The sequence below is a fragment of the Streptomyces sp. NPDC102437 genome, from assembly GCF_044765565.1.
Classification (GTDB): domain Bacteria; phylum Actinomycetota; class Actinomycetes; order Streptomycetales; family Streptomycetaceae; genus Streptomyces.
On the sequence record NZ_JBIWKI010000017.1, the window covers coordinates 62,936 to 86,612 of the forward strand.

Here is a 23,677-nt window from a genome sequence, read left to right on the forward strand (position 1 = left end):
GGGCACGCAGGCCATGGCCGCACGACAGGTGCCGGTGGCCATCGTCGGGATGGCGGTGCTGCTGCCGGGCGCCGCGGACCTGGACGCCTACTGGCGCAACCTGCGCGACGGCGTGGACGCGATCGGCGCGGTACCGGAAGGGCGTTGGGACGCCGAGTACTACCACCCGGGCACCGCCTCCGACCCGGCCGTCGCGAACCGGGTCTACGCCCGCCGCGGCGGGTTCGTGGACGGACTCGCGCAGGTGGAGGTCACCCGGTTCGGGATCATGCCGAACTCGGTGGCCGGTACCGAGCCCGACCAGCTCATCGCCCTGCACGTGGCTTCGGCCGCCCTCGACGACGCGGGCGGCACGGACCGCCTCCCCGACCGGGCGCGGGTCGGTGTCGTCCTGGGCAGGGGCGGCTATCTCACGCCAGGTCTGGTCCGGCTCGACCAGCGGGTCCGTACGGCCGGCCAACTGGTCCGCACACTGGCGGAGCTGCTCCCGGACCTGACGGGAGACCAACTCGCGGGAGTACGCCAGGCATTCACCGAGCGTCTCGGTCCGGACAACCCCGAGTCCGCGATCGGCCTGGTGCCCAACCTCGCCGCCTCCCGGGTCGCCAACCGGCTCGATCTGCGCGGGCCCGCTTACACGGTGGACGCCGCCTGCGCCTCCTCACTGGTCGCAGTGGACCAGGCCGTGGGCGAACTCGCCTCCGGGCGGTGCGACGTGATGCTCGCCGGCGGCGTCCACCACTGCCACGACATCACGCTGTGGAGCGTCTTCTCCCAGCTGCGCGCACTCTCTCCCAGCCAGCGCATCCGACCCTTCCACCGGGACGCCGACGGCATCCTGATCGGTGAGGGGACGGGAGTTGTCGTCCTCAAGCGGCTGGCCGACGCCGAGCGCGCCGGGGACCGGATCTACGCGGTGGTCCGGGGCACCGGAGTGGCCAGCGACGGACGGGCGGCCGGACTCATGAACCCCGAGCCCGGTGGCCAGGCGCACGCGGTACGGCAGGCGTGGCGGGCGGCCGGACTCGACCCCGCCGAGCCGGGCTCGGTCGGCCTGCTGGAGGCGCACGGCACCGCGACACCGGCAGGCGACAGCGCCGAACTCGCCACGCTCGCCGAGGTGTTCGGACCTGGAGACGGTGACGCGGTGCTGGGGTCGGTCAAGTCGATGATCGGGCATGCCATGCCGGCCGCCGGGGTCGCCGGTCTGGTCAAGGCCGCACTCGCCGTCCACCACCGCACACTCCTTCCGACACTCCATTGCGACGACCCGCACCCCGCCCTGGCCCGCACCCGGTTCCGCACCCTGGAGAAGGCCGCCGACTGGGAGACCAGCGAGCGCAGCCCCGTGCGCCGGGCCGCCGTCAACGCGTTCGGCTTCGGCGGGATCAACGCGCACGTGGTGCTGGAGGAGGCCCCGGGCGATCACGGTTCCCGCGCGAGCGCACCGGCCCGGCCGGTCGTCGAGGTCGACGAGCCCGAGCATGTCCTGCTGCTCGCCGCCGAATCCCCGGCGCACCTTGCCGCCCTGCTGGACGCCGACGACGACAGCGTACGGGCGGCGGGTCTCGCCCCCGGCCACCCGCATCCCGAGGCGGGCCCCGCCCGCCTCGGCATCGTCGGACCGACCGCCAAACGGCTCGCCCTGGCACGCCGCGCGGTCGCCCGGCAGCGGGGCTGGCACGGACGCGGTGACGTCTGGTTCCGGCCGGGCCCCCTCCTGGGTGCCGGCCACGGCCGACTGGCATTCCTGTTCCCGGGCCTGGAGGGCGAGTTCACCCCGCAGGTCGACGACGTGGCCGCCCATTTCGGTCTGCGTGCCCCCGCAGTCGGCGCAGACCGGACCGACGACGTGGGCAGGCACGGGTTCGGCGTGGTCGCCGTCGGCCGCCTCCTCGACGCGGCGCTGCGCCGTAGCGGGATCGTGCCGGACGCGGTCGCCGGACACAGCGTCGGCGAGTGGACGGCCATGGCCGCGGCCGGGCTGTATTCCGGGGACGAGGTCGACGCGTTCATGGCCGCCTTCGACCCCGACTCGGTGACTGTCCCCGGTCTCGCCTTCGGCGCGATCGGTACCAGTGCCGAGCACGTCCTGGCCGCCCTGCGCGACGAGGGCGGGAGCCGGGCGGGCCTGGTCCTCTCCCACGACAACGCACCCGGTCAGTCGATGGTGTGCGGTCCGCAGGCGGCGGTGGAGGACTTCGTACGGTCGCGTCGCGCCCAGGGCGTCCTCAGCCAGGTCCTGCCGTTCCACTCGGGTTTCCACACGCCGATGCTGCGCCCCCATGTCGGACCGATGGAGGAGGCCGCCCGCCGCTTCCGGCTGCATCCGCCGCACACCCCGCTCTGGTCGGGTACGACCGCCGCACCGTTCCCCGAGGACGAGACGGCGATCCGGGCTCTCTTCGTCCGGCATCTGCTGGAACCCGTACGGTTCCGCCAGCTGACCGAGGCCCTGAACGCGGCCGGCCACCGGGTGTTCGTCCAGGTCGGCCCCGGTCAGCTCGGCTCCCTGGTGAGCGACACCCTGGGCGGTCGCGACCACCTGGTGGTCGCCGCCAACTCGCCCCACCGCACCGGCCTTGCCCAGTTACGCCGGGTGGCCACCGCGCTGTGGACGGCGGGTTCGCCGGTGGCGCCCTCCCTGCAACCCGCCGAGACGACGACCACACCTCAACGGCAGCCGGTGCGACTGGACTTGAACGGGGCTCTGGTGTCCCTCTCGCCCCAGGGGCTCCCCGGGCTGCGGGCCGGGCTGCGGGCGCCCGCGCGGGCGCCGGTCCCGGCCGGCCCGTCGTCGCTGGAATCCCTCGCCGAGAGCTTCCCGGTGGCCGCCGAACTGAGTGCCCTGCTGAGCGAGACCGCGGACACGGCCGCCGCCCTCATGTCCGCGAGGACCAGGACGCCTGCGCCGGCTCCGTCCGCCGGGCCTCGGTACAGCACCGTCCACGTCTCGCCCGACACCATGCCCTACCTTCTGGACCACTGCTTCTTCCCCCAGCGGCCCGGCTGGCCCGAAGTCGCCGACCGGTGGCCGGTCGTCCCGGCCACGACGATCGTGCAGCACATCGTGGACGCCGCGCAGGAGACGTTCCCCGGCGGGCTGCCGGTCGCCGTGCACGGCGCGCGGTTCGACGAGTGGCTCACCGCCACCCCGGCCGTCGACGTGCCCGTGACCGTGACGCCGAAGGGCCCGGGGCTTCTCGCGGTCTCCTTCGGCCCGCGGGCCCGCGCCACCGTGGAGCTCGCCACCGCGTACCCCACTGCGCCCCCCGCCCCATGGGTCACCGATCCCGGAGCCGAGCACGCCCCCGACCACACGGCTGCCCAGCTCTACGCCGAGCGCTGGATGTTCCACGGCCCGGCGTTCCAGGGCGTCAGCGAACTCACCGCGATCGGCGAGCGCCATGTGCGTGGATGTCTCACCACCCCTTCCGCGCCCGGCGCACTGCTGGACAACGTCGGTCAGCTACTCGGCTACTGGATCATGGCGACCCGTTCCGAGCGCACCGTAGTGTTCCCGGTCGGGATGCGGGAGATGCGGTTCTACGGGCCGCATCCGGCGCCGGGCGCAGAGGTGGAATGCCTGGTGCGCGTCACCTCGCTCACCGACGCCCTTCTGGAGGCCGACGTACAGCTGAGGACCGGGGGCACCGTGTGGGCGGAGCTGTACGGCTGGCAGGACCGCCGCTTCGACAACGACCCGCAGACCCGGCCCGTCGAGCGCTTCCCGGATCGCAACACCCTGTCCGAGCCGCGCCCCGGCGGCTGGCGGCTGCTGCACGAGAGGTGGCCGGACCTGGCGTCCCGGGAGCTGATCATGCGCAACTCCCTGGGCGGTGCGGAGCGCGCGGAGTACGCCCGCCACGCGCCACGCGGGCGCCGGCAGTGGCTGCTGGGGCGCATCGCGGTCAAGGACGCGGTGCGGCAGTGGTTGTGGGACCACGGCGAGGGCCCCGTCTTCCCGGCGGAACTGAGGGTGCACAACGACGAGACGGGCCGTCCGTACGTCACCGGCGTGCACGGACGGGCCCTGCCCCCGCTGGACGTCTCGCTGGCCCACTGCGCGGAGGCAGCTGTCGCGATCGTCCGACCGCACCGGACCGGCCCCGGCCCCGGCATCGACATCGAGGAGGTCACCCACCGCACCCCGCAGGCCCTCGCCGCCGCCCTCGGCAGGGACGAGCTGCGGCTGCTGCACCGCCTGTCGGCCGACACCGGCGAGAGCGAGGCCGTGTGGTTCACCCGTTTCTGGGCGGCCAAGGAGTCCGTCGCCAAGGCGGAGGGCACCGGATTCGGCGGCCGGCCGCGGGACTTCACCGTGCTCGACGCGGCCCCGGCGGGCGACCGGCTGGCCGTCTCGGGCCGCCTGCAACGCGCCTACACCGTGCACTGCGTACCGGCCACCAACCCGCCCCGACTGCCGGAGCGCGCGTACGCAGTCGCATGGACGACGGGAAACCCGACCGCTAAGGAGTACGACGCCCGATGAATGCCCCCACCCCCCACACCCCCGTCACCGCCGACGAGGAGTCGGTACTCGCCGACCTCACCGGCATGCTGGCGCGGCTCCTGGAGGACGAGTACGGCCTCGACGACGTCGAGATCGGCATGAGGACCACCTTCAACCGCGACCTGGAGCTGGAGAGCATCGACCTTGTCACCCTGGCGGGGCTGCTCCAGGAACGGTACGGAGACCGGGTCAACTTCGCGGAGTTCCTGGCCGGTATGGAGTTCGACGAGATCATCGAACTGACCGTCGGACGGCTGGTCGAGTATGTCGTGACCAGTCTCAAGGCCGGGGAGGCGAGCTGAGCCATGGCAATGGTCGACACCGGCTCCGTCCGGTTGCACGTACAGCGGATCGGTCCTCGCGAGGGCCGGCCTGCCACCGCCACCGTAGTACTGGTGCACGGTCTGCTCACGGACAGCCTGGCCAGCTACTACTTCACCGTCGCACCCGCGTTCGCGGCCGCCGGTCTCGACGTCGTCATGTACGACCTGCGCGGCCACGGGCGCAGTGAGCGCCCTGCCGAGGGCTACACGGTCGAGCACAACATCGACGACCTGGAGGCGCTGCTCGACCGGCTGGCGGTGACCGGGCCGGTGCATCTGGTCGGCAACTCCTTCGGTGGCACGATCGCGTTCGGCTTCGCGGCCCGGCGCCCCGAGCGGGCGGCGAGCGTCAGTCTCATCGAGTCCGAACCGGCCACCGCGGCCTGGGCAGAGAAGCTGGGGGGCATCCTGGACCGCGTCGTGACCCAGCTCGCCCACAACGAGCCCGACGCGATCGCCTGGATCAGCACCCACCGCGGGCACAACACCGCGCGCCTGGCCAAGGGCGCGGCCAGACTGGCCCGTGACACCACCCTCGGCCGGGACATACCGGCCAGCAGCGTCCTGACGGTCGGCCGGATCGCGGCGGTGCGCTGCCCGGTGCTCGGCCTGTACGGCGGCGACTCCGATCTCGCCGAACTCGCGCCCTGGCTGGCGTCGACGCTTCCGGACTGCCGGACCGTGGTGATTCCGGGGCACGAGCACTCGGTCCTGGTGGAGGCATCGGGGACAGTCGGCCGGCACATCCTGGCACTCGTCGAGGAGGCCGGCCGCGCCACCGGGCGGGTGGCGGCGGAGGTGGCCGGGTGAGCCGCTTCCTCTTCGTCGTCCCGCCCCTGGTCGGGCACATCAACCCGACCGTCGGTGTCGCCGCCGAACTCGTCGCGTCAGGACATGCGGTGGCATGGGTGTGCCCCGATCCGGCGATGGTCGGCCGACTCGCGGGCCCCGGGGCCGGGCCCGTCATGGCGTGCGCCGGGGCGCCCCGGGGCGAGCGGCCGACCGAGCTGCGCGGCCCGGAGGCGCTGAAGTTCCTGTGGGAGCGGTATCTGCTGCCGCTGGCCGAGTCGATGGCCCCGGGGGTCCGGGCCGCCGTCGGGGCGTTCCGGCCGGATGTCGTCGTCGCCGACCAGCAGGCCTTCGCGGGTGCGCTGATCGCGGAGCGGCTGGGCCTGCCGTGGGCGACCTCGGCGACCACCTCGGCCGAGTTCACCGACCCCCTCGCCGGGCTTCCCAAGGTCGGCCAGTGGCTGCAGCAGCGGCTGGGCGCGCTCAGGGAGGCCGTCGGGGACCCCGCGGGCACGGCCGACCCCCGCTTCTCACCGCATCTCGTACTCGCTTTCAGCACACCGGAGTTGGCGGGTTCCGCGCACGACGGAGTGCGCTGGGTCGGTCCGTCGATCACGGCGCGTCCGTCCGCCGCCGGCTTCCCGTGGGAATGGCTCGACGCCGGCCGCACCACCGTCCTGGTCACCTTGGGCACGGCGAACGCCGATGTCGGCGGCCGCTTCCTCGACGTGTGCCGGAGCGCGCTGCGGGAGCGGGCCGACCGGGTGCAGGCGGTCATCGCCGACCCTGGTGGCGTGCTCTCGGCGCGGGACGGCGAGAAGGATGTGCTGATCACGCCGTCCGTGCCGCAACTCTCCCTCCTGGAAAGGGGCGTTGGCGCAGTCGTCTGCCATGCCGGCCACAACAGCGTGTGCGAGGCCCTGTGGCACGGCGTACCACTCGTGGTCGCTCCCATCCGCGATGACCAGCCGGTGGTGGCCGGACAGGTCGTGGACGCCGGGGCGGGGGTGCGGGTGCGGTTCGGGCGGGTCACCGTCCAGAAGCTGGCCTCGGCGGTCGACTCCGTCCTGGGCGACCCCGGATACCGCGACGGGGCCCACCGGATCCGTACGGCGTTCCGTTCCGCGGGTGGGGCCCGTGCAGCCGCGCGCCACCTCGGTGATCTCGCTGTGCGTCAGGTGGGCGGTGCCGCCGCCCGGGAAAGCTCCACCATGTCCACCCGGGCGGACCCGACTTCGACAGACACACTCGCGCGCCGCGAATCAGCCGATGCGACCCCACGACGTACGGGAACAGCCAGGGAGTTCAGATGAGCGAAGACACCGAGTCCACTGACCGGATCGCCCGGCTGCGGCCCGCCTATCAGGCGGACATCGCCGCCGGCTGGGAGCGCTTCTTCGAGCCGCGCCGCACCGACTGCCCATGGTGCGGTTCGCAGGAGCTGACCACCCGGCTGCGCACCACCGACCTGCTCCAGCACAAGCCGGGCCGCTTCGTTCTCGACCGCTGCGAGGGCTGCGGGCACACCTTCCAGAACCCTCGGCTCAACGCACAGGGGCTGGATTTCTACTACCGCGACTTCTACGACGGGCTCGGCGAGAAACAACTCGGTGACACCTTCGGGGGCCGTACCAAGATGTACCGGGGACGGGCGGAGTCGATGCTGCCGTACGACTCCGCGCCGAAGAGATGGCTGGACGTCGGGACCGGGCACGGCCACTTCTGCGCGGCTGCGCGGGCGGTGCTGCCCCACACCGTGTTCGACGGACTCGATTTCACCGACGGCGTCGAACTGGCCGAGCGCGAGGGCCGGGTGGACCGTGGCCACCGAGGCAGTTTCCCCGACCTCGCACCCGAACTGGGCAGCCACTACGACGTGGTGAGCATGTTCCACTACCTGGAGCACAGCACCGAGCCCGATCGTGAACTGCGCGCCGCATGGGAGACGGTACGGCCCGGCGGGCATCTCCTCATCGAGGTGCCGGACCCCGAGAGCCGCTGTGCGAGGTTGCTGGGCCGGTGGTGGCTGCCCTGGCTCCAGCCGCAGCACCTGCACTTCGTCCCGGTGGCCAATCTGCGGGCGCGGCTCACGGAAATGGGCTTCACCGTGGTCGCCGAGCAGCACGCCGAGCCGCACGACCCGGTCGACCTGCTGGCCGCCGTATGGCTCGCGCTGAACCACGCGGCACCGCGCGACGATGCGCCGTGGCTGCCCGAGCCGCCGAGCCGACTGCGCCGCACGCTGCGCGGGGTGCTGCTGGTCGCCGGCATTCCGGCGCTGGTGGTGGGCACCCTGCTCGACCGGTTCGCGGTACGGCCGCTGTCGTACCGGCTGCGGGTGTCGAACGCGTACCGGATCGTGGCCCGGCGCGACTGACGGGCGGGGCAGGGTGTCGTCCCGACCAGGCGCCGGCGGTACGCCAGGCCGAGCGACGCCGGCGCGCTCGCCCGGACCGCGCCCACTACCGGACCTGGCGCACCCAGTACGCCACCGCCGGGTGTCCTGCACCAGCAGGCCGTTCACGGCCTCGCCCTCGCCCTGCGCCTGCTGCCCTCCTTGTCCATCAGCTCCAGCACATCGATCCGGTCCGGTCGCGGGTTCTACGACCCGGAAGGCGCACCGGCCAGGACTTCCACCTTGCCTGTGTCGAGCGAGTAGTAGGCGCCTGCCACGGCAAGGGCGCCCTTCGCCACGAGCGGGGCCAGGTCCCGGTTGGAGCGCAGGTCGGCCGCGGTCAACTCGACCTGCGCGCGGGCCATGGTCTCGACCGGATCGGAGCCGCCCTGCCGGACTGCGTGCTCATAGGCCGGCCGCAGTGCCCTGGCGATCGCCTCCAGGTTGCCGGGGAGTGGATTGCCGTCACGGATGGACTTGTAGGCTGCCTCGACGGCGCCGCAGCGCTGATGCCCGAGGACCATGACGATCGGAGTGCCGCTCGTCATGGGCCCGTATTCCACGGACCCGGTGACCACCGGACCGACCGCCTCCCCTCCCGTGCGCATCACTATTCGGGCAGGTGGTAGATGGCGAGGGCCGCGGTGTCGTCGTGGAGGTGGTCGCCGCTGTAGAGGAGGAGATCGTGGTGGAGGCGGTCGAGGAGTTCCCTGGGCTGAAGAGGGCCCCAGGAGAGGACACGCCGGCGGAGGGGGTAGAAGGCCCCGCTGCGGTCGCGTGCTTCGGTGACGCCGTCGGTGTAGAGCAGCAACTGGTCACCGGGACCGAAGGGGTACTCATCGACCCGGTAGGCCTCTGTGAGGTGCATGCCCAGGTTGAGGGGCGGTGCGGGGTCGGCCGTCTCCAGTTCGGTGACCGCGTCGGAGCGGATGAGGAGGGGTGGGGGGTGGCCGCAATTGACGATGCGGACCACGTGACGTCGGGGGATCTCCGCGAAGACAGCGGTGACGAAGCGCTCGCCCACGTCGCTTCCGGCCAGGTTGTCGGCTCTGCGATTCATGCTCGTTTCCGCGCGGCGAGCAACGGCGGCTAGGTCGGGTTCGTCATGGGCGGCCTCGCGGAAGGCGCCGAGGAGGGTGGCGGCCGTCTCGACGGCGGGGAGTCCCTTGCCGCGGACATCGCCGATGACAATGCGGACTCCGTACGTGGTGGGGACGGCCTCGTACAGGTCACCGCCGATGCGTGCTTCCGCGGCGGCGGACAGGTAGAGGGCTTCGACCAGAAGCGGGCCGATGCGGTGTGGGACCGGGCTCAGCAGGACATGCTGCGCGATCTCGGCCACGAAGCGCACGTTGGCGAGGGTGCGTTCCCGGCGCACGCGGTGGCCGGCCAGGAACGTTCCGAGTACGCCGACCACAGCGGTGCTCAGGTAGGCGGCCACGTAGTGGCGCTCCCACACGTAGCTCACCGGGCGGCCCGCGCAGCAAGGCGTGCCGGCCAGGACTGCTTCGAAGGCGATCGCGAACACGGTGACGCCGACGACGGCGGCGGGGCCGTGGGCGAAGGCTGCGATCACGGGGAGGGCGATGAGCAGGAAGCTCACCGGCCACTGCACCGGTGTGAGGGGTTCGAGCACCAGGATCCCCGCGACATAGAAGGCGGGCAGCCACCGCATCCACGCGGGCGCGGGCGGCACCTGAGGGCCCCCACCGTCAGGCGGCGCCCAGCCACTCGCCGCCCCACGGCGTCCCGGCCACCTCATTGCTCACTCCGTCGCAGAGCGAGCGGCGCAGGCACGGAGGCTGCCCGGCCGGAGGACGAGGCCGCCGTATGGGCCCGCATACGGACGGTGCTCCTGGCGGCTCCACTCACACAGCCTGTACACGCGGGACTCCTGGTACCTGATGTGGGCAAGACGTCCATCCTGCTGCCCCGCAACGCTCCAGGTCGGCCATTGCTCCAGCCAATGGCATGTCAGGAACTTCGCGCGGGGACCTCCATGCCCGACGATCAGGGCGCCTGACGGGTGAAGCCCCGGGGGCAGGCGCCTTCGTCGTGCGGCTGGAAGAAGCCCAGCCTCTTCGGCGCGTACGGGACGAGCAGGTTCTTGTCTGCTGATCTCCGGCCTGACCCGTTCGGGCCTGTCACGGCCTGCTGACATGGTTGAACTGTCCAGGGCCGACGAGGAGATGGACGTGCACAAGTCTTGACTGGTGGCCGCTGCCGCACGCACCGTTGCGGGGCAGTTCTTTCCAAGGGGGGTACGTGAACAGCAAGTGGCTCGGTGCGCGTACGGGGCTGGCCCTCTTCGCCGTGGTGGGCGCTCTGCCGGCACCCGCTTCCTCCGAGCCGCGGCCGGGGCCGGCGCATGCCCTGCCGCTGGGCGCCGCCGGCTTGAGCCCGTAGCACGCGGACGTTGCAGCCTGGTGTCACTCTCACGCGGATTGTGCGCGGTGCCGACGCCCCGGCACTCGCGTGGACGGTCGAGGTCTCGATACCCGGCGGTGTCACCTCGCCGGACTCCGACGCGCCGCCGACGGCGCTGAAGGACCGGGCGAGCGCCGACGAGCTGGCTGCCGATCTGCAGGAGGACGGTTTCGCGGACGCACTGCCCATCCTGCCGGACCGGGGCTGACCCGGCCCGATCCGAGAACCCCGGAGCCAGTTACCACCGACCGACGGGAGCCGACGTGACCACCATCCCCATCCACCGAGCCCGCCTCCTGCTCGTCCTTCTCGCGCTGGTGCCGGCCCTCGCGTCGACTCCGCCTGCGCACGCCAGCGCGTCGACGGTGTCATCTGCCTGGCAGGTGGGCGGGTCGGGTGTCCCGGCCCGGGGTGCAGAGGTCGTCGCGGTCACCCAGGTCGCCGACCGGCAGGTCGACCTGTCGGTGCGTTCACCGGCCCTCGGAGGCCGGACGGTGAACGTACGTCTGCTCACGCCCGATGGCTGGGACCCGGGCGACCGGAGCCGGCGCTGGCCGACGCTCTGGCTGCTGCACGGCTGCTGCGGGGACTACACGTCGTGGACCGCTCGGACCGACATCGCGCGGACCGACAGCCTGCGCGACGTCCTCGTGGTCATGCCGGAGGCCGGCTGGAACGGCTGGTACAGCGACTGGTGGAACTACGGCCGGGGTGGTGACCCGGCGTGGGAGACCTTCCACACCAAGGAACTTCGCCTGCTCCTCGAGCACGGCTGGGGGGCCGGCAGGAACCGCGTCGTGGCAGGACTTTCGATGGGTGGCCAGGGCGCTCTGCTGTATGCCGCCCGCCACCCCGGGATGTTCAAGGCGGTCGCGGCGTACTCCGGTTCCGTGCACCCGCTGCTCAGCGACGAGTCGACCAACCGCATCATGGGGTTCTTCGCCGGTCAGGGCAATGACCCGCTGAGGGTCTGGGGCGACCCGGTCGCGCAACGTGACGTCTGGACGGCCCACGATCCGTTCCACCTGGCCAAGCGCCTCACCCGGATCCCCGTCTACCTGTCGTGCGGTGACGGCACCACCGGCCCCCTGGACCCGCCGGGCAGCACGAGCGCGCTCGAGGCGGACTTCAACAGGCAGAATCAAGCTCTCGCCGGTGAACTCGAACGCAAGGGCGCGAAGCAGGTGACTACCGACTTCTACGGACCGGGGACCCACGGCTGGCCGTACTGGCAGCGTGAGTTGCACTCCTCGCTACCGATGCTGCTCCAGGCCATGAGGGCCGACGGCTGAACGGTCCCGCGCCGAAGTCGCCCGTCATGGCATCCCAGGTGTGCCGCGCCCGACCGGGGTTGGGACGCGCACGGGCGTGGCAACCAAGGCCGAACTCGCGGAAATCGTCATTGTCCCCGTCGGACAGCACAGATCACACCCCGGGCCGGGGCCTGTGGGGTCCGGCGAGACCTCAGGCCCCGGCTCGGCCGGATGTCCCGGCGCTCGTGTACACGCGGCTCGCGAACTCGGCGATCTGTTCGTCGCTGAGATTCTTCGCGAGATTTGCCTCCGTGATCATGCCGATCAGGCGGTGGCCGCCCTGGACGTCGATCACCGGCAACCGCTTGATCTGGTGTTCCTCCATGGTTGTCAGGACATCGCCCGCGTCCGCTTCGGCATCGATCCAGTGCACCTTGGCCATGAGTGATCCGGCCTGCACGGTCGCCGGGTCGACACCCTCGGCGCAGCACTTGACGACGATGTCACGGTCGGTGATCAAGCCTGTGAGCCTGTTGTTGTCGCCGCAGATGGGTAGGCAACCGACATTCAGATCGCGCATCATCTTCGCCGCGTCGAACAGTGACTGGTGCGCGCCGACGCACTGCACGCCGCCGGACATGATGTCTCGCGCTCGCAGTTTCGTACCCATGACTTCCTCCCGTTCCGACTGTGTTGCCTCCTCCCTCATCGATCACAACACGAATGGCCCAACACTGCTCCTCAAACGCGTCGGCGATACAGGGATCCCGAGCGTCGCGCCCGGCCGACGGCCCTACCGTGTTGTCGGTGGAGTGGCGGTTGCCCAGGAATGGGCTGCCTCCTTGTCGGAGTCGAGCACATCCTCACCGTAGAGATCCTGCAGCCAATTGGTCTGGTAGATGGTGTCGAGGTAGCGCTCGCCGAGGTCCGGGGCGACGGCCACTGCGGTGAGTTCGCTCGCGTCGTGCCGGGCCAGCCAGTCCGTTGCGCCACTGATTACCGTGCCGGTGGAGCCGCCGAACAGGAATCCGCGCCTGGCCAGACGATGGCAGGCACGTATGGTGTCCGCCTCCTCGACAAGGATCACCTCGTCGACATAGGACTCGTCGAGCAGCGGCGGGCGCATGCTCATGCCCAGGCCGGGAATCATCCGAGGGCCCGGCGAACCGCCGAAGGACACCGAGCCGACACTGTCCACCGCGATGATCCGTACCGGCCGGTGCCAACCCCGGAAGAAACGCGCACAGCCCATCAGGGTCCCGGTGGTGCCGGCTCCGACGAACAGCACGTCCAGCCGCGGGAACTGCCGGGCGACCTCCGGCGCGGTCGTACGGTAGTGCGCCTTCCAGTTGCTCGGATTGGTGTATTGGCTGAGCCACACGTATCGGTCGTCGGAGGCGCACAGCTCGCGGAGGTAGTCGAGCCGAGCGCCGAGAAAGCCGGAGTCCGCTCGCGGTTCGGCGAGCACATGAACCTTGCTGCCCAACGCCTCCATCATCATTCTGTTCGACAGATTGCCGCGGGAGTCCGTCACACACAGGAACTGGTAGCCCTTGCTCGCCGCAATCACGCTCAGAGCCACGCCGAGGTTTCCGGACGAGGACTCGACCAGGATCGATTCCGGTGTCAGGATTCCGTCCCGCTCAGCAGCTTCCACCATCGCGGTTGCGGCCTTCAGCTTGATCGAGCCGGCGAAGTTGAAGCCCTCACACTTCAGAAAGAGTGAATGCCCGAAGATCGACCGGAGGTCGACATAGAGATTCTCTTCGTTGAAGCCGTAGGGAGTGGAAATGACGGGCACCATGGTCTCCTCTGTCTGGAACAGAGCACTTTCGGAGTCATCCGGCAGGGGGCGGCCTCTTCGCCTGTGCGGGCGAGACCCTGTCTCCGACCGGCGGGACAGGGCCCCGGGTCAGCGGCCGCTGTCCCGTGCGTCAGGACCTGCAGCGACGTGACGGGTGTGCGCTTTTGGGCTCATCCTCGAAGGAGCCGCCTGCACTCTCGGCCGGCTCATCCGTACCGGCTCATTTCGTGGAAGAAGTCGTCGACGACGTGCAGCTCTCCGGAGCGGGCCACTTCGGTGTACACGTACTTGCCCACCGCGAGGTCGAGCACCCCGAGACCGAAGGGCGAGAACACCACCGGCCGGTCCGCCGGCACCTTTACCCGTCCGGCCATCACGTCGTACAACGTGCCGTGCAGGAAGTCCCGGTTGCCCGTGAGCTGCTCGGCCAGATGCGGGGACGTGTCGGCCTTGAGGCAGTGCTCGACGTCATCGACGATGTTGGTCGAGGCGAGCAGGATCTCCGGCGCGAGGTCGCGCAGCGACACGTGCAGCACCAGCGGATTGTGTGCGAACCATGACAGGTCGCTGACGTGCGGTTGACCGGCGACCGTGGCGAAGACGACCAGGTCGCTGTTCCGGATCAACTGCTCGGCACTGTCGTGCACGGTGATCCGGCCGGCGGTGTCCGACTGCTCCAGGTAGCACCGGAAGCCTGCAGCGCTCTCGGCGGACAGGTCGTGTACGCCGATCTCGTCGAACGACCAGCCGGTGCCGGCCAGGAAGGTGTGGATGTAGCGGGCGATCAAGCCCACCCCGAAGAACCCGACACGCGTCGGTCGCGGCCGGTCGCGGCTGAGCCAGTCGGCCGCCGACGCCGCCGACGCGGCCGTCCGGGTGGCGCTGATGATCGAACTCTCCAGACAGGCGAACGGGTAGCCGGTGTCAGGGTCGTTGAGGATCAGCACCGCCGATGCCCTTGGGACGCCTGCCGTCACGTTGTCCGGGAAGCTGGAGATCCACTTCAGGCCGTCCACCCGTGCCTTCCCGCCGATCGAGGCGGGCAGCGCGATGATCCGGGAGGACGGGCGGTCGGGGAAGCGCAGGAAGTACGACGGCGGGTTCACCGAATCACCGGCGCCGTGCGCCCGGTAGGTGGCCTCGACCAGTTCCGTGATCCGCTTCTCGCATCTGTGCAGCGTGCGCTGAACCTGGGCACCTGAGATCACCGCGAACGGTGGAACGGTGATCGGTGCGACCGTTGCGGGCTCTCCCGGGGTGGAATCGACGGTGGTCATCGCGTGGTCACCTTCACGGTCGGCGAGCAGTCGTCCAGACGCACCGGATCGGCCATGGCGACGAGCACCTCACGCGGTCCCTCGAAGGGCTCCCGGCTGTGCGCGGTGCGGACGTTGTCGACGACCATCAGGTCGCCGGCCTGCCATGGTTCGCGTGCGGTGTTCGCCTCGTAGACGCCGTTGAGGAGCTGTACGACCTCCTCGCCGATCGGGTCGCCGTTGCCGAAGCGGGTGTTGAACGGCAGCCCGTCGGCGCCGTAGACGTCCACCAGGTACTCGTGCACCTCGGGGGCCATCGTCCACTCGTTGAGGAACGCGATCTGGTTGAACCAGCAGCGTCGGCCGGTGACCGGGTGGCGCACCACGGCGCTGCGGTGCTGTCTGGTACGCAGTCCACCATCGGGCTGCCACTCGAACATGATCGCGTTGGCGCGGCAGTAGCGCTCGACGGCGCCCCGGTCCTCGGTGCCGAAGGCCTCGGCGACGGAAGCACCGATCTCGTCGTTGTAGTTGCGGGTGAGCAGCCAGCCCTCGCGCTCGAACCGCTCGGTCAACTCGGTGGGCAGCGCCTCGAGCACGGTCGGTGAGTCGGCCACCGCAGTCGCCCCGCCGTCGGTGGGCGCGCTGAGACAGGCGAACATCATCAGGCCGGGGAACTCGAGCGTGTAGCTCAGTTCGTGATGCATGCACATCGGCTGGTTCGGCGGCCACTTCGATGAGGAGTACACCCCGTCGGAGTAGGTCTGCCGGGGTGCGAATGCCTCCTGTTCGGACATCAGACCGGTGGCCAGGTTCGAGAAGACGGCTGCGGTCTCGGCCGCGTCACGCAGCCCGAGGCCACGGACCAGGACCGAACCGTGTTCGGCGACGACTGCGCGCAGCGTCTCCCGGTGCTCGGCCGCCCAGGCCGGCGCGTCTGAGGTGACCTCGGCGCTCAGGCGCGGGGGTTTGCCGGATTCCAGTTCCACGTCGACCAGCGACGCCGTGGATGTGGACGACATCTCGATCTCCTTTCGACTGATACTCAAAAAGAAGCGAACAACTCGGTGGCCTGCAGAACCGCCTTGGCTGTCTCGGCCGGACGGGTACGCAGGAAGTAGTGGCCGCCGTCGGCGAGCTCGTGCAGGTCGACCTGCTCGGCCAGAAGCTGCCAGTCGAGGTACCGGCGCGGGTACTCCGCCGTGCTCGGGTCGTCCGAGGCAACGACCACGGTGACCGGCACGGACAGCTTCTGCGCGGGCGGGCTCTCCAGGGCATCGGTGAAGTAGCGGTGAGCGGACACGCAGTCGTGCCGGTACGCGGCGCCGACGTGCTCGGCGTGCTGCGCACCCAGCTCACCGAGTGCGCTGCAGCCGCCGTCCGTGCTCAGGTCCGTGGCGATCTCGGCGTCGCTCCGCCCTGTCAGCTCGGCGATGGCGGCGTGCCGGTCGTCGGCGTCACCGAGCAGTTGCGCGCCGAGGAACACCCGTTGGACGTCCACCCCGCGCTCCCGCAGCCTTCTGGCAGTCTCCACGGCCCACGCGGCGCCCGAAGAGTGGCCCCACAGCAGGACCCTGGTCAGACCACGCCCGGTGATCTCGTCGACGACCTGCTCGACCACCTGCGCCATCGGCGCGAGCGGCTCGCTCTCGGCGGCCACGTCGTGACCGGGCAGCTCGACGGCGTAGACCGCCGGTCCACCGTCCGGCAGTGCCCTGGCCATCGGCTGGAAGTTCACCGCGTTACCGCCGGCGTAGGGGAAGCACACCAGGGCAGAGTTCTGCGCACCGTCCGATTCCGACAGCGGCTGAAGCAGCCCGGCACGCCGCCCGGACCTGCCGTCGACCAGCCCGGCCAGATCGGCGAGGATCGGGTGACGGGTGACATCCTTGAGGGACACCGCGCGGTCCAGGACGATGGCCAGCTTCACTGCCGACAGCGACGTACCGCCTCGGTCGAAGAAGTGGTCCCGCCGGCCGATCTGGTCCTGCGGGATGCCGAGCACCTTCGCCCATGCGGCTGCCAGCTGCTTTTCGGCCGGCGTTTGCGGCGCGCGGAAGTCGTCCCGGATGACATCGAGCTCTCCGGCGAGTGTCTGCAGAGTCCTTCTGTCGATCTTGCTGTTGGCCGTCAGCGGCAGGGTCTCCCGCCAGTGAAAGGCCGACGGGACCATGTACGCGGGCAGCGACCCACCGAGCCGGTCCAGCACCACGTCCGCCTCGAGCGGCCGCAGACCGGAGTAGAACGCCACCAGGTGCTTGCTCTGGTCGGCCCGCTCGGCGACCACGACCGCACCGTCGCGAACACCGGGAACCTGCAACAAGGCGTTCTCGATCTCGCCGATCTCGATCCGGAAGCCACGGATCTTCACCTGGGTGTCGCGGCGGCCGAGGAACTCCAGCTTTCCCCCGGGAGTCCAGCGGCCGTAGTCGCCGCCCCGGTAGAGCCGGGCGCCCTCACGGTGCGGATCGGTCAGGTAGGCCTGCCGGGTCAGCTCGGGGTCGTTGACGTATCCGCGGCCGACGCAGACGCCGGAGAAGACGATCAGTCCGGGGGCTCCGAGCGGCACCGGGCTCAGGTGCTCGTCGACGACGTAGACGTGCACGTTGTTGACTGCGGGACCCAGCAGGACCCGGTCTCCGTCGGGCGCGCGGTCCATGACCTCGTGGTTGGTGTCGTCCGAGGTCTCGGTCAGCCCGTAGGCGTTGACCAGCCTGATCCCGGGCTGGGCGGCGAACCAGCGCTGCACGAGCTCCTTCTTCAGTGCCTCGCCCGTGACCGACACGCACCGCAGCTCCGGCAGCTCGCGAGGGTGCTGATTCAGCCAGGACACCACCACGTCCAGGTAGGAGGGCACGAGCTGGAGGACTGCGACCCGGCCGTCGATGATCTTGTCGACGAACCGCTGGACGTCCAGGATCACCTCCTGCTCCACCAGCAGGGTCCGTCCCCCGACCAGGAGCGCGGACATCAGCTGCCAGAGCGAGATGTCGAAGCATTGGGGTGCGGTCTGGGCGACCACCTGTCCCTCGCCGATCTCCAGGTCGTCGATCTTGGCGTAGAGGTGGTTCAGCATGCCCGCGTGCTCGCACATCGCGCCCTTGGGCTCACCTGTGGAGCCGGAAGTGAAGTAGATGTAGGCGAGCTGGTCGGATGCGACGTGGGCGGCCAGGTCATCGTCGGCGTGGTCTTCCTCGTAGGCTGCGCCGACGAAGAGCTTCTGGACCCCGGGCAGTGGGCCGAGGGCCTGGTCGAGCGTGGCGGTGCTGCCGGGTTCGGTCAGCACGAACTCGCATGCGGCACGGGAGAGCATGGCCGCGAGCCGCTCGGCCGGGAAATGCGGCTCGATGGGCAGGTACACGCCACCGGCCTTGAAGACCGCGAGGACGGCGACCATCCAGTCCAGGTTGCGTTCGGTCACCACCGCGACGACATCTTCAGGGCGCAGCCCCCGCCCCAGCAGGGCTCGTCCCACCCGGTTGGCGCGCGCGTTGAGTTCCCGGTACGTCAGTTGCAGATCCCCGTGCACTGCGGCGACGGCGTCCGGGTGTGACGCCACCCGCTGCTCGAACAGTTCGTGGAACCGGTGGTCCGGCAGCTCCCGGTGCGGACCGGCGAGTTCTTCGAGCTGGAAGCGGAGCTCCTCGGCGGAGAGCAGGCTCTGCCGATCGTGCCCGGCGTCCGGATCGGCGGCGATCAGTGCGAGTGCGGTGAGGTGGTAACCGGCGATCCTGGCGGCGCAGTCCTCGTCGAGTGCTTCGGTCCGATACCGCAGCCGCAGCGCAAGGTGGCCGCCGCGTTGTGAGAACCCCACCCACAGCAAGGTGTCATCGGTGACTTCGCCGCCCATGCCGTGCGGATCGAACACGACCTCGATCGACGGCTCGGCCAGGCCCAGTTCGTACCTGAGCTCATCGACCGGGAAATCCTGGTGCGACAGCAGCTCCGACGCGACCCGATGCGCTTCCAGCAGCAGAGTCCGCCACGAGTCGGGCTCCGTCGACAGCCGGCAGAGCAGCGGTCGGCCGCCCTCCGCCCCGACATATCCGGTCGCGACCTCGTGCTCGCCGGAGAGCGCGGCGAGCACCTTGGCGTGCGCTGCCAGCAGCACCGAGTCGAGCGGCACCGCCAGGTCCTCGGCCAGCCGGCCCAGCGCCGCCACGACGTCGTCGCAGATCGGCGCGTCGTGTTCGCCGACGCCCTTCACCGGATCGAGCGTCCACCGCGGGATTTCGGTGAGTCCACCGGCGACGAGTACATCGCGCCAGAATTCCCGGTCGGCCTTCACTTGCGTTCCCATCTGGCCGTCTCTCTCCAATCGCCTCAGCTACCGTGCTTTGCCGCACCGACAAGGGCCGGGCTGCTACCCCTTCCGTGTCAGCGCCTCGGGCTGATGAGGGGCGTCTCGCATCTCCGCGGCGGGGTTTCCTCCCCAGCGTGCGTGCGGGGGGACCTCTTCGCCCTTCATCAGGAAGGAGTCCGGTGCGAGCACCGCGCCGGCGCCCATCGTCACGCCGTAATGAACGTGGGCTCCCACACCGACGGTGCAGCCGGCATCGAGGGTGCTGCGATCGGACTTGAAGGTGCCGTCCTCCTGCGAGTGGCACTGGATCTTGCTTCCCGCATTGAGCGTGCAGTCGTCTCCGACGGTGGTGAGCGTCCGCTCCGTCATATAGCAGCCGTCGTCGAAGACCCTGCTGCCGATCCGAACCCCCAGCATTCGCCAGATCACGTTTTTGAAAGGCGTTCCGTTGAAGATGTTGAGGTAGGTGTCGGGCACCTTCCAGAGGCGTTCGTGCCACCAGAAGTAGGGCTCGTAGATGGAGCACACCTGCGGCTGCAGCCTACGGAATGCCGCGATGCCGCGCTCCACCAGTACGAAGTAGACAGCGGTGAATCCGAGACTGAACACCAGGAACGCGGCGATCATCACATGCCCGTAGGAGTCGTACAGTTCGGCGTTCGCCAGGCCGAAGATCGTGAGCACGAAGAAGTGCAGCCACCGCACGAGGAGGAAGAAGATCATCGAGCGGATGTTGTAGCGGTTCTTCGCAGCGAGGCTGCGGCGCAACTCGTCGCCGGTGCGCAGATGGTCGAACCGGGAATCGCGCTCGACCGACCGGGGAATCTCGAAGCACGGCGAGCCGAGCAGTCCCACCCCTTCGCGCACCTCGCCTTCGAGCGGAACCATCACCTTCGTCGCGAGGAGACAGTTCTCGCCTGTTCTGGCCCCCGAGGGATAGGCGATGTTGTTCCCGAGGAAGTTGTATGACCCGATCGAGGCCCGGGACACCCGGAAGGACGTGCTCGAATAGTCGGCGTTGATGACGGAGAGCCCGTCGGCGACCATCGTCCCGCTCCCGACCGAGCACAGAAACGGGGTCTCGTGCTGCACTTCCGTGCCGAAGTTCGACCCGGTCTGCTCGACCTGGGACAAGTCGTATCCGATGCCGCGCAAGTAGTGGACGATGTAGGAGCTGTCACCGAACAGCCATGTGAAGAACTTGATGTTGGTCATGCGCCCGATCGCCCGGTGCGCCGAGTAATGAAGCCCGTACAGCGGATAGACCTTGTCCGGCTTGACGACCAGGTTCAGCAGGCGCGGAACGGTGAACATCACTGCCAGGCCCACGACGACGAAGCCGAAGAACAGCAGCAGGGAAAGGACCAGTGCGTCGACGTAGAGATCCGGCGACGTGAGCCCTTCCGTGCCCGGCCCCAGCCGGTCGTGCAGCGCCGGAACCAGGGTTGCCAGCATGTACGCGCCCCCGACGGCCAGTGGCACGTAGAGGAAGAGCAACTGAAGCACGGTGATGAGACCGAAGCCGACCCGGCGCAGCGTGCCGCATTTGGCCGGCTCGATCCTCAGATAGTCGTGCTGTGTGGGCTGTGCCGGGGACCCGTGCCAGCGCTGACCGCCCGGGACCGCCTGGCCGCTGTACAGCGTGGAGGTGTGGCCGAGTTGAGCCCCGTCGCCCATCGAAACGTCGATGTCGAGCACGGTCTTCTCACCGATGAACACGTCCCGGCCCAGGGTGACCCGGCCGGTCTGGATACGGCCTGCGTGCGCCCGGTAGCAGAGGAAGAACGAGTCCTTGCGGATCACCGTGCCGGCGCCGACGGTGAGCAGGTCGGGACAGACGGGAACGTTGCGGGAGAGGATCGTGACGCCTCTGCCGATCCGTGCGCCCAGCGCTCGCAGGTACAGCACGTACAAGGGATTGCCGACGAAGAAGATCATCGGGTTGGCGTGGATCAGCACCTTGACGGTCCAGAAGCGCAGATAGGTCAGCCCCCAGACCGGGAACTCGCTTGGTTTGCACCTGCCGATGAGGAGCCATTTGGCCGCGACCGGGAAGGTGCACAGAGCGACGAAGCCGATGCCTCCGAAGATGAACGACCGCAGATAGATATCGATGACACCCGATCCGGCGGAGACCCATGCATAGCCCCGGTCGGCGACAAGTCCGGCGAGGAAGGAGTACCCCAGGAAGAGCAGGAACTGCAGGATTCCGCAGAGGGCATATCCCGCCGTGCGGGCCGGCGCCACCATCCCGGTCGGCACCGGGACCGACGGCTCGACGGGCGCAGCATTCGCGAGCCCCGTCGCCAGGGTGCGGATCGTCGGGTACCGGTAGATGTCCTTCATCGACGCCGAGGGAAGGTCTGCATGCTTCCTGACTCGTGCACAGAAATGAGCCATCACCAATGAGTTGGCGCCGAGGTCATCGAAGAAATGGCTGTCCACCGACACCCATTCGACGCACATGACGTCAGCCAGCACTTCGGCGAGGTTCTTCTCGATGCCGGTCTCCGGGCCGGTGTACCGGCGTGTACCGATTGCGGATTCATCCGGCCCGGGAGTCAAGACGTCGAGGGGTTGATCCTCCATGCGAGCTCCTTGAGGAACTTTCGAGCGCCGTCGTCATTACGGCCGGCGCCCTGTACTCGCGGTTTCGATGGCCGGAGCGAGTGGTCCGGAAGCCACGAGATCGGGATCTGTTGTCCATATCCCAAACCGCTGCCTCAGTCTTAGCCGTCCACCGTCGGGCTGCCACTCGAACTCGGTCGCCCTGGTGCGGCAGTAGCTGTCCCGGTTCACTCCTCGTCCGTGATCCTGCCCGGCGGGACGGCGGTGATCTGCGCCTGCGATTCGACGTACTGCACGCGAGTGATGCGTAGCTGTGTGTAGCGGGACACGGTCGCGATTGCGGGCCCGAACCCCGCAGCCGGCTGGGCGCCCCTATCACGGCAGGCGGTCGCGCGTGGCGCACAGGCCGCAACCGTCTGATGTCACTCCATCAGCGAGAAACGCCCGCCCCCGCCGGAGTGATCGGGGTCATGCTCCGAGACCCTTCACCCACTGGTGTCATAGTGCGGCTGACGCATTACGAAGCGATCGTGCAGGGCGGACTCGGTACACGCCGCACACGCCGGTGACGTGCTCCGCGGCCCCGGAGCGGGCGGACCCGGCAAACACCTGGTCATCGCGGCCTGCGGACAGTGGGCGAAGGCCCCGCTGTACGGCCTGCTACCAGCCCGGACCGCAGTCGGCGGGCCACCGCTGCAGCCACACCTCCCGTGCCTGTACCAGCATTGCTCGTCAACATGCTGCGCGAGCACATCAACCGGTTCGGCATTGCCCGGATGGCCGAGTCCTCAGAGGCGCGGCCGGCGACCAGGTTCGGGGACCGGGACCGGGACCGACGGTTCGGCCGGGAGGTCATCCGGTGGGCGCCGGCCGGTGGTGCGCCAGGGCCCGCGCCACCAGGGCGTCGGGCTCGGGGCGTGCCTGCAACGCCTTCAGGACCAGCAGCCACCACCGGTGCAGGCGGTCGGAGAGGTCCTCGTGCTCCGCCATCTCCTCGGTGAGGTCGTACAGCCCGAAGAACGTGCACACCAAGGTCGTGGCGGTGCTCGACGGCTCGACGTCGTCAGCGAGTTCGCCCTCGTCGCGTGCCTCGGCCAGAAGGCGCGTGACGGCAGCCGTCCAGACGGCGAAGGGAGTGGGTATGGCGACGTCGATGGTGCGGCGCTCAGCCCACAGACGCGCGCCGGCCCGGGTCATGACGTCGTCCCGCAGTGCCTTGGCGATATCGAAGCTGAGGGCGACCAGCTTCTCCAGCGGCGGTACCCCGGGGGCGGCATAGCGGCCGGCCAGCAACGGCCAGGATGCGAACTGTTCGCGCACGACCGCCAGGGCGAGTCTCTCCTTGCTGGAGTAGTGGAAGTAGACGGCTCCGCTGGTGCGTCCCGAAAGTTCGCTGATCTCATTGATGCTTGTCCGCACGTACCCTTGTTCAACGAAAAGGTGTGCTGCGGCTTCCAGCAGAGACTTTCGGGTCGCGCGCGCCCTGTCTTGCATGCGTGTTCTGCCTTCGATCGTCTGTGCCCATTTTTTTGATCCGGGAATGTAGTGCGCCGTGGCGCACTGACGGCGCTTCATGCCATTAATGCGTGGAGATTATTATTGTCCTCGGGTCGTAAATGGGTACGGTCAATGGCGGAAATTCGCGCTTCGTCGGTGCAGCCGAGCGCGGTCGCCGGTCTGTGGGGTTCGGCAGCTTCGGTCAAATGCCCTTGATTTCAACGAAGTTGGCGGACGAGAGGCTTCGTTCGCCGTTGCCGGATGTCGCGCGCGCTTCGCGAATACTCGGTGGTGAGCGTTCCGTCAAACACTCGAAATGATGATTGCGCCCTCTCGTTCGGGAAAATAACGTAGTCATCACGATGTTTCTGGGTTCTTCCGGAGAAGATCGGACGATGTCCGCCTCCGGAGGGCCCGGAAGCGAAGCATCAGCCTTCACGCGTGGTCGAGCAGGACTCGTTCGACAGCGCACCTTCTGCGGCCGAGCGGGCCTCTCCGCAGCCCCCTGCTTGCAACTGCGAGCACCGACGCGGCGGGGCGGCGCGCTCT

The 23,677-nt window shown here is 69.4% G+C and carries 15 protein-coding genes and 1 pseudogene; 7 read left to right on the plus strand and 9 right to left on the minus strand.

What is annotated here, in order from left to right:
- Nucleotides 1-13 precede the first annotated feature (13 nt).
- The 5 genes from ACIRJP_RS22345 to ACIRJP_RS22365 are packed head-to-tail and all read left to right on the plus strand — an operon-like array spanning nt 14 to nt 8,002.
- Complete coding sequence (locus tag ACIRJP_RS22345) at nt 14-4,492, plus strand: beta-ketoacyl synthase N-terminal-like domain-containing protein (RefSeq protein WP_404177099.1); 4,479 nt, start codon at nt 14-16, stop codon at nt 4,490-4,492.
- Nucleotides 4,489-4,815, plus strand: a complete 327-nt coding sequence (locus ACIRJP_RS22350; protein WP_266727011.1) for an acyl carrier protein — start codon at nt 4,489-4,491, stop codon at nt 4,813-4,815. Before ACIRJP_RS22345 ends, ACIRJP_RS22350 begins: the two co-directional genes overlap by 4 nt.
- A 3-nt stretch (nt 4,816-4,818) precedes the next feature.
- Nucleotides 4,819-5,646, plus strand: coding sequence for an alpha/beta fold hydrolase (locus tag ACIRJP_RS22355; protein ID WP_404176826.1), 828 nt, complete (start codon nt 4,819-4,821; stop codon nt 5,644-5,646).
- Entirely contained in the window at nt 5,643-6,938 is a 1,296-nt protein-coding gene (locus ACIRJP_RS22360) for a glycosyltransferase (protein WP_404176829.1), read from the plus strand. Before ACIRJP_RS22355 ends, ACIRJP_RS22360 begins: the two co-directional genes overlap by 4 nt.
- Nucleotides 6,935-8,002: a class I SAM-dependent methyltransferase gene (locus ACIRJP_RS22365; protein WP_404176832.1), complete on the plus strand. Its 1,068-nt coding sequence runs from the start codon at nt 6,935-6,937 to the stop codon at nt 8,000-8,002. The genes ACIRJP_RS22360 and ACIRJP_RS22365 overlap by 4 nt, the downstream gene beginning before the upstream one ends.
- Before the next feature lie 224 nt (nt 8,003-8,226).
- Here ACIRJP_RS22365 and ACIRJP_RS22370 read toward each other — a convergent pair whose 3' ends face one another.
- Together ACIRJP_RS22370 and ACIRJP_RS22375 are read right to left on the minus strand one after the other, a co-directional pair.
- Nucleotides 8,227-8,628, minus strand: coding sequence for a carbonic anhydrase (locus ACIRJP_RS22370; protein WP_404176835.1), 402 nt, complete (start codon nt 8,626-8,628; stop codon nt 8,227-8,229).
- Nucleotides 8,629-8,630: 2 nt separating this feature from the next.
- Nucleotides 8,631-9,716 (minus strand): PP2C family protein-serine/threonine phosphatase, encoded by a 1,086-nt coding sequence (locus tag ACIRJP_RS22375; protein ID WP_404176838.1) that lies wholly within the window; start codon nt 9,714-9,716, stop codon nt 8,631-8,633.
- A gap of 569 nt (nt 9,717-10,285) precedes the next feature.
- Between ACIRJP_RS22375 and ACIRJP_RS22380 the strand changes: the two are divergent.
- Nucleotides 10,286-10,619 (plus strand): annotated as a pseudogene (locus ACIRJP_RS22380) (sporulation domain-containing protein); the annotation flags it as partial.
- Between the two features lie 193 nt (nt 10,620-10,812).
- Nucleotides 10,813-11,739, plus strand: coding sequence for an alpha/beta hydrolase (locus tag ACIRJP_RS22385; RefSeq protein WP_404177102.1), 927 nt, complete (start codon nt 10,813-10,815; stop codon nt 11,737-11,739).
- A 172-nt stretch (nt 11,740-11,911) separates the two neighbouring features.
- Here ACIRJP_RS22385 and ACIRJP_RS22390 read toward each other — a convergent pair whose 3' ends face one another.
- The 7 genes from ACIRJP_RS22390 to ACIRJP_RS22420 all read right to left on the minus strand — a co-directional run bounded on the left by ACIRJP_RS22390 (nt 11,912) and on the right by ACIRJP_RS22420 (nt 23,125).
- On the minus strand, nt 11,912-12,370 hold the full coding sequence (locus ACIRJP_RS22390; RefSeq protein WP_404176841.1) for a CBS domain-containing protein: 459 nt from the start codon (nt 12,368-12,370) through the stop codon (nt 11,912-11,914).
- 123 nt (nt 12,371-12,493) lie between these two features.
- Nucleotides 12,494-13,501: a 2,3-diaminopropionate biosynthesis protein SbnA gene (gene sbnA / locus ACIRJP_RS22395; protein WP_404177105.1), complete on the minus strand. Its 1,008-nt coding sequence runs from the start codon at nt 13,499-13,501 to the stop codon at nt 12,494-12,496.
- 209 nt (nt 13,502-13,710) lie between these two features.
- The gene (gene sbnB, locus ACIRJP_RS22400) at nt 13,711-14,781 is read right to left on the minus strand and encodes a 2,3-diaminopropionate biosynthesis protein SbnB (RefSeq protein WP_404176844.1); all 1,071 of its coding nucleotides are present in this window, start codon (nt 14,779-14,781) and stop codon (nt 13,711-13,713) included.
- Nucleotides 14,778-15,782, minus strand: coding sequence for a TauD/TfdA family dioxygenase (locus ACIRJP_RS22405; RefSeq protein WP_404176848.1), 1,005 nt, complete (start codon nt 15,780-15,782; stop codon nt 14,778-14,780). The genes sbnB and ACIRJP_RS22405 overlap by 4 nt, the downstream gene beginning before the upstream one ends.
- Before the next feature lie 23 nt (nt 15,783-15,805).
- A complete protein-coding gene (locus ACIRJP_RS22410) occupies nt 15,806-19,060 on the minus strand; it encodes an amino acid adenylation domain-containing protein (RefSeq protein WP_404176851.1) in 3,255 nt (1,084 codons plus the stop codon).
- Nucleotides 19,061-19,123: 63 nt separating this feature from the next.
- Complete coding sequence (locus ACIRJP_RS22415; RefSeq protein ID WP_404176854.1) at nt 19,124-21,652, minus strand: Pls/PosA family non-ribosomal peptide synthetase; 2,529 nt, start codon at nt 21,650-21,652, stop codon at nt 19,124-19,126.
- A gap of 831 nt (nt 21,653-22,483) precedes the next feature.
- Nucleotides 22,484-23,125, minus strand: a complete 642-nt coding sequence (locus tag ACIRJP_RS22420) for a ScbR family autoregulator-binding transcription factor (protein ID WP_404177108.1) — start codon at nt 23,123-23,125, stop codon at nt 22,484-22,486.
- Nucleotides 23,126-23,677: the final 552 nt, after the last annotated feature.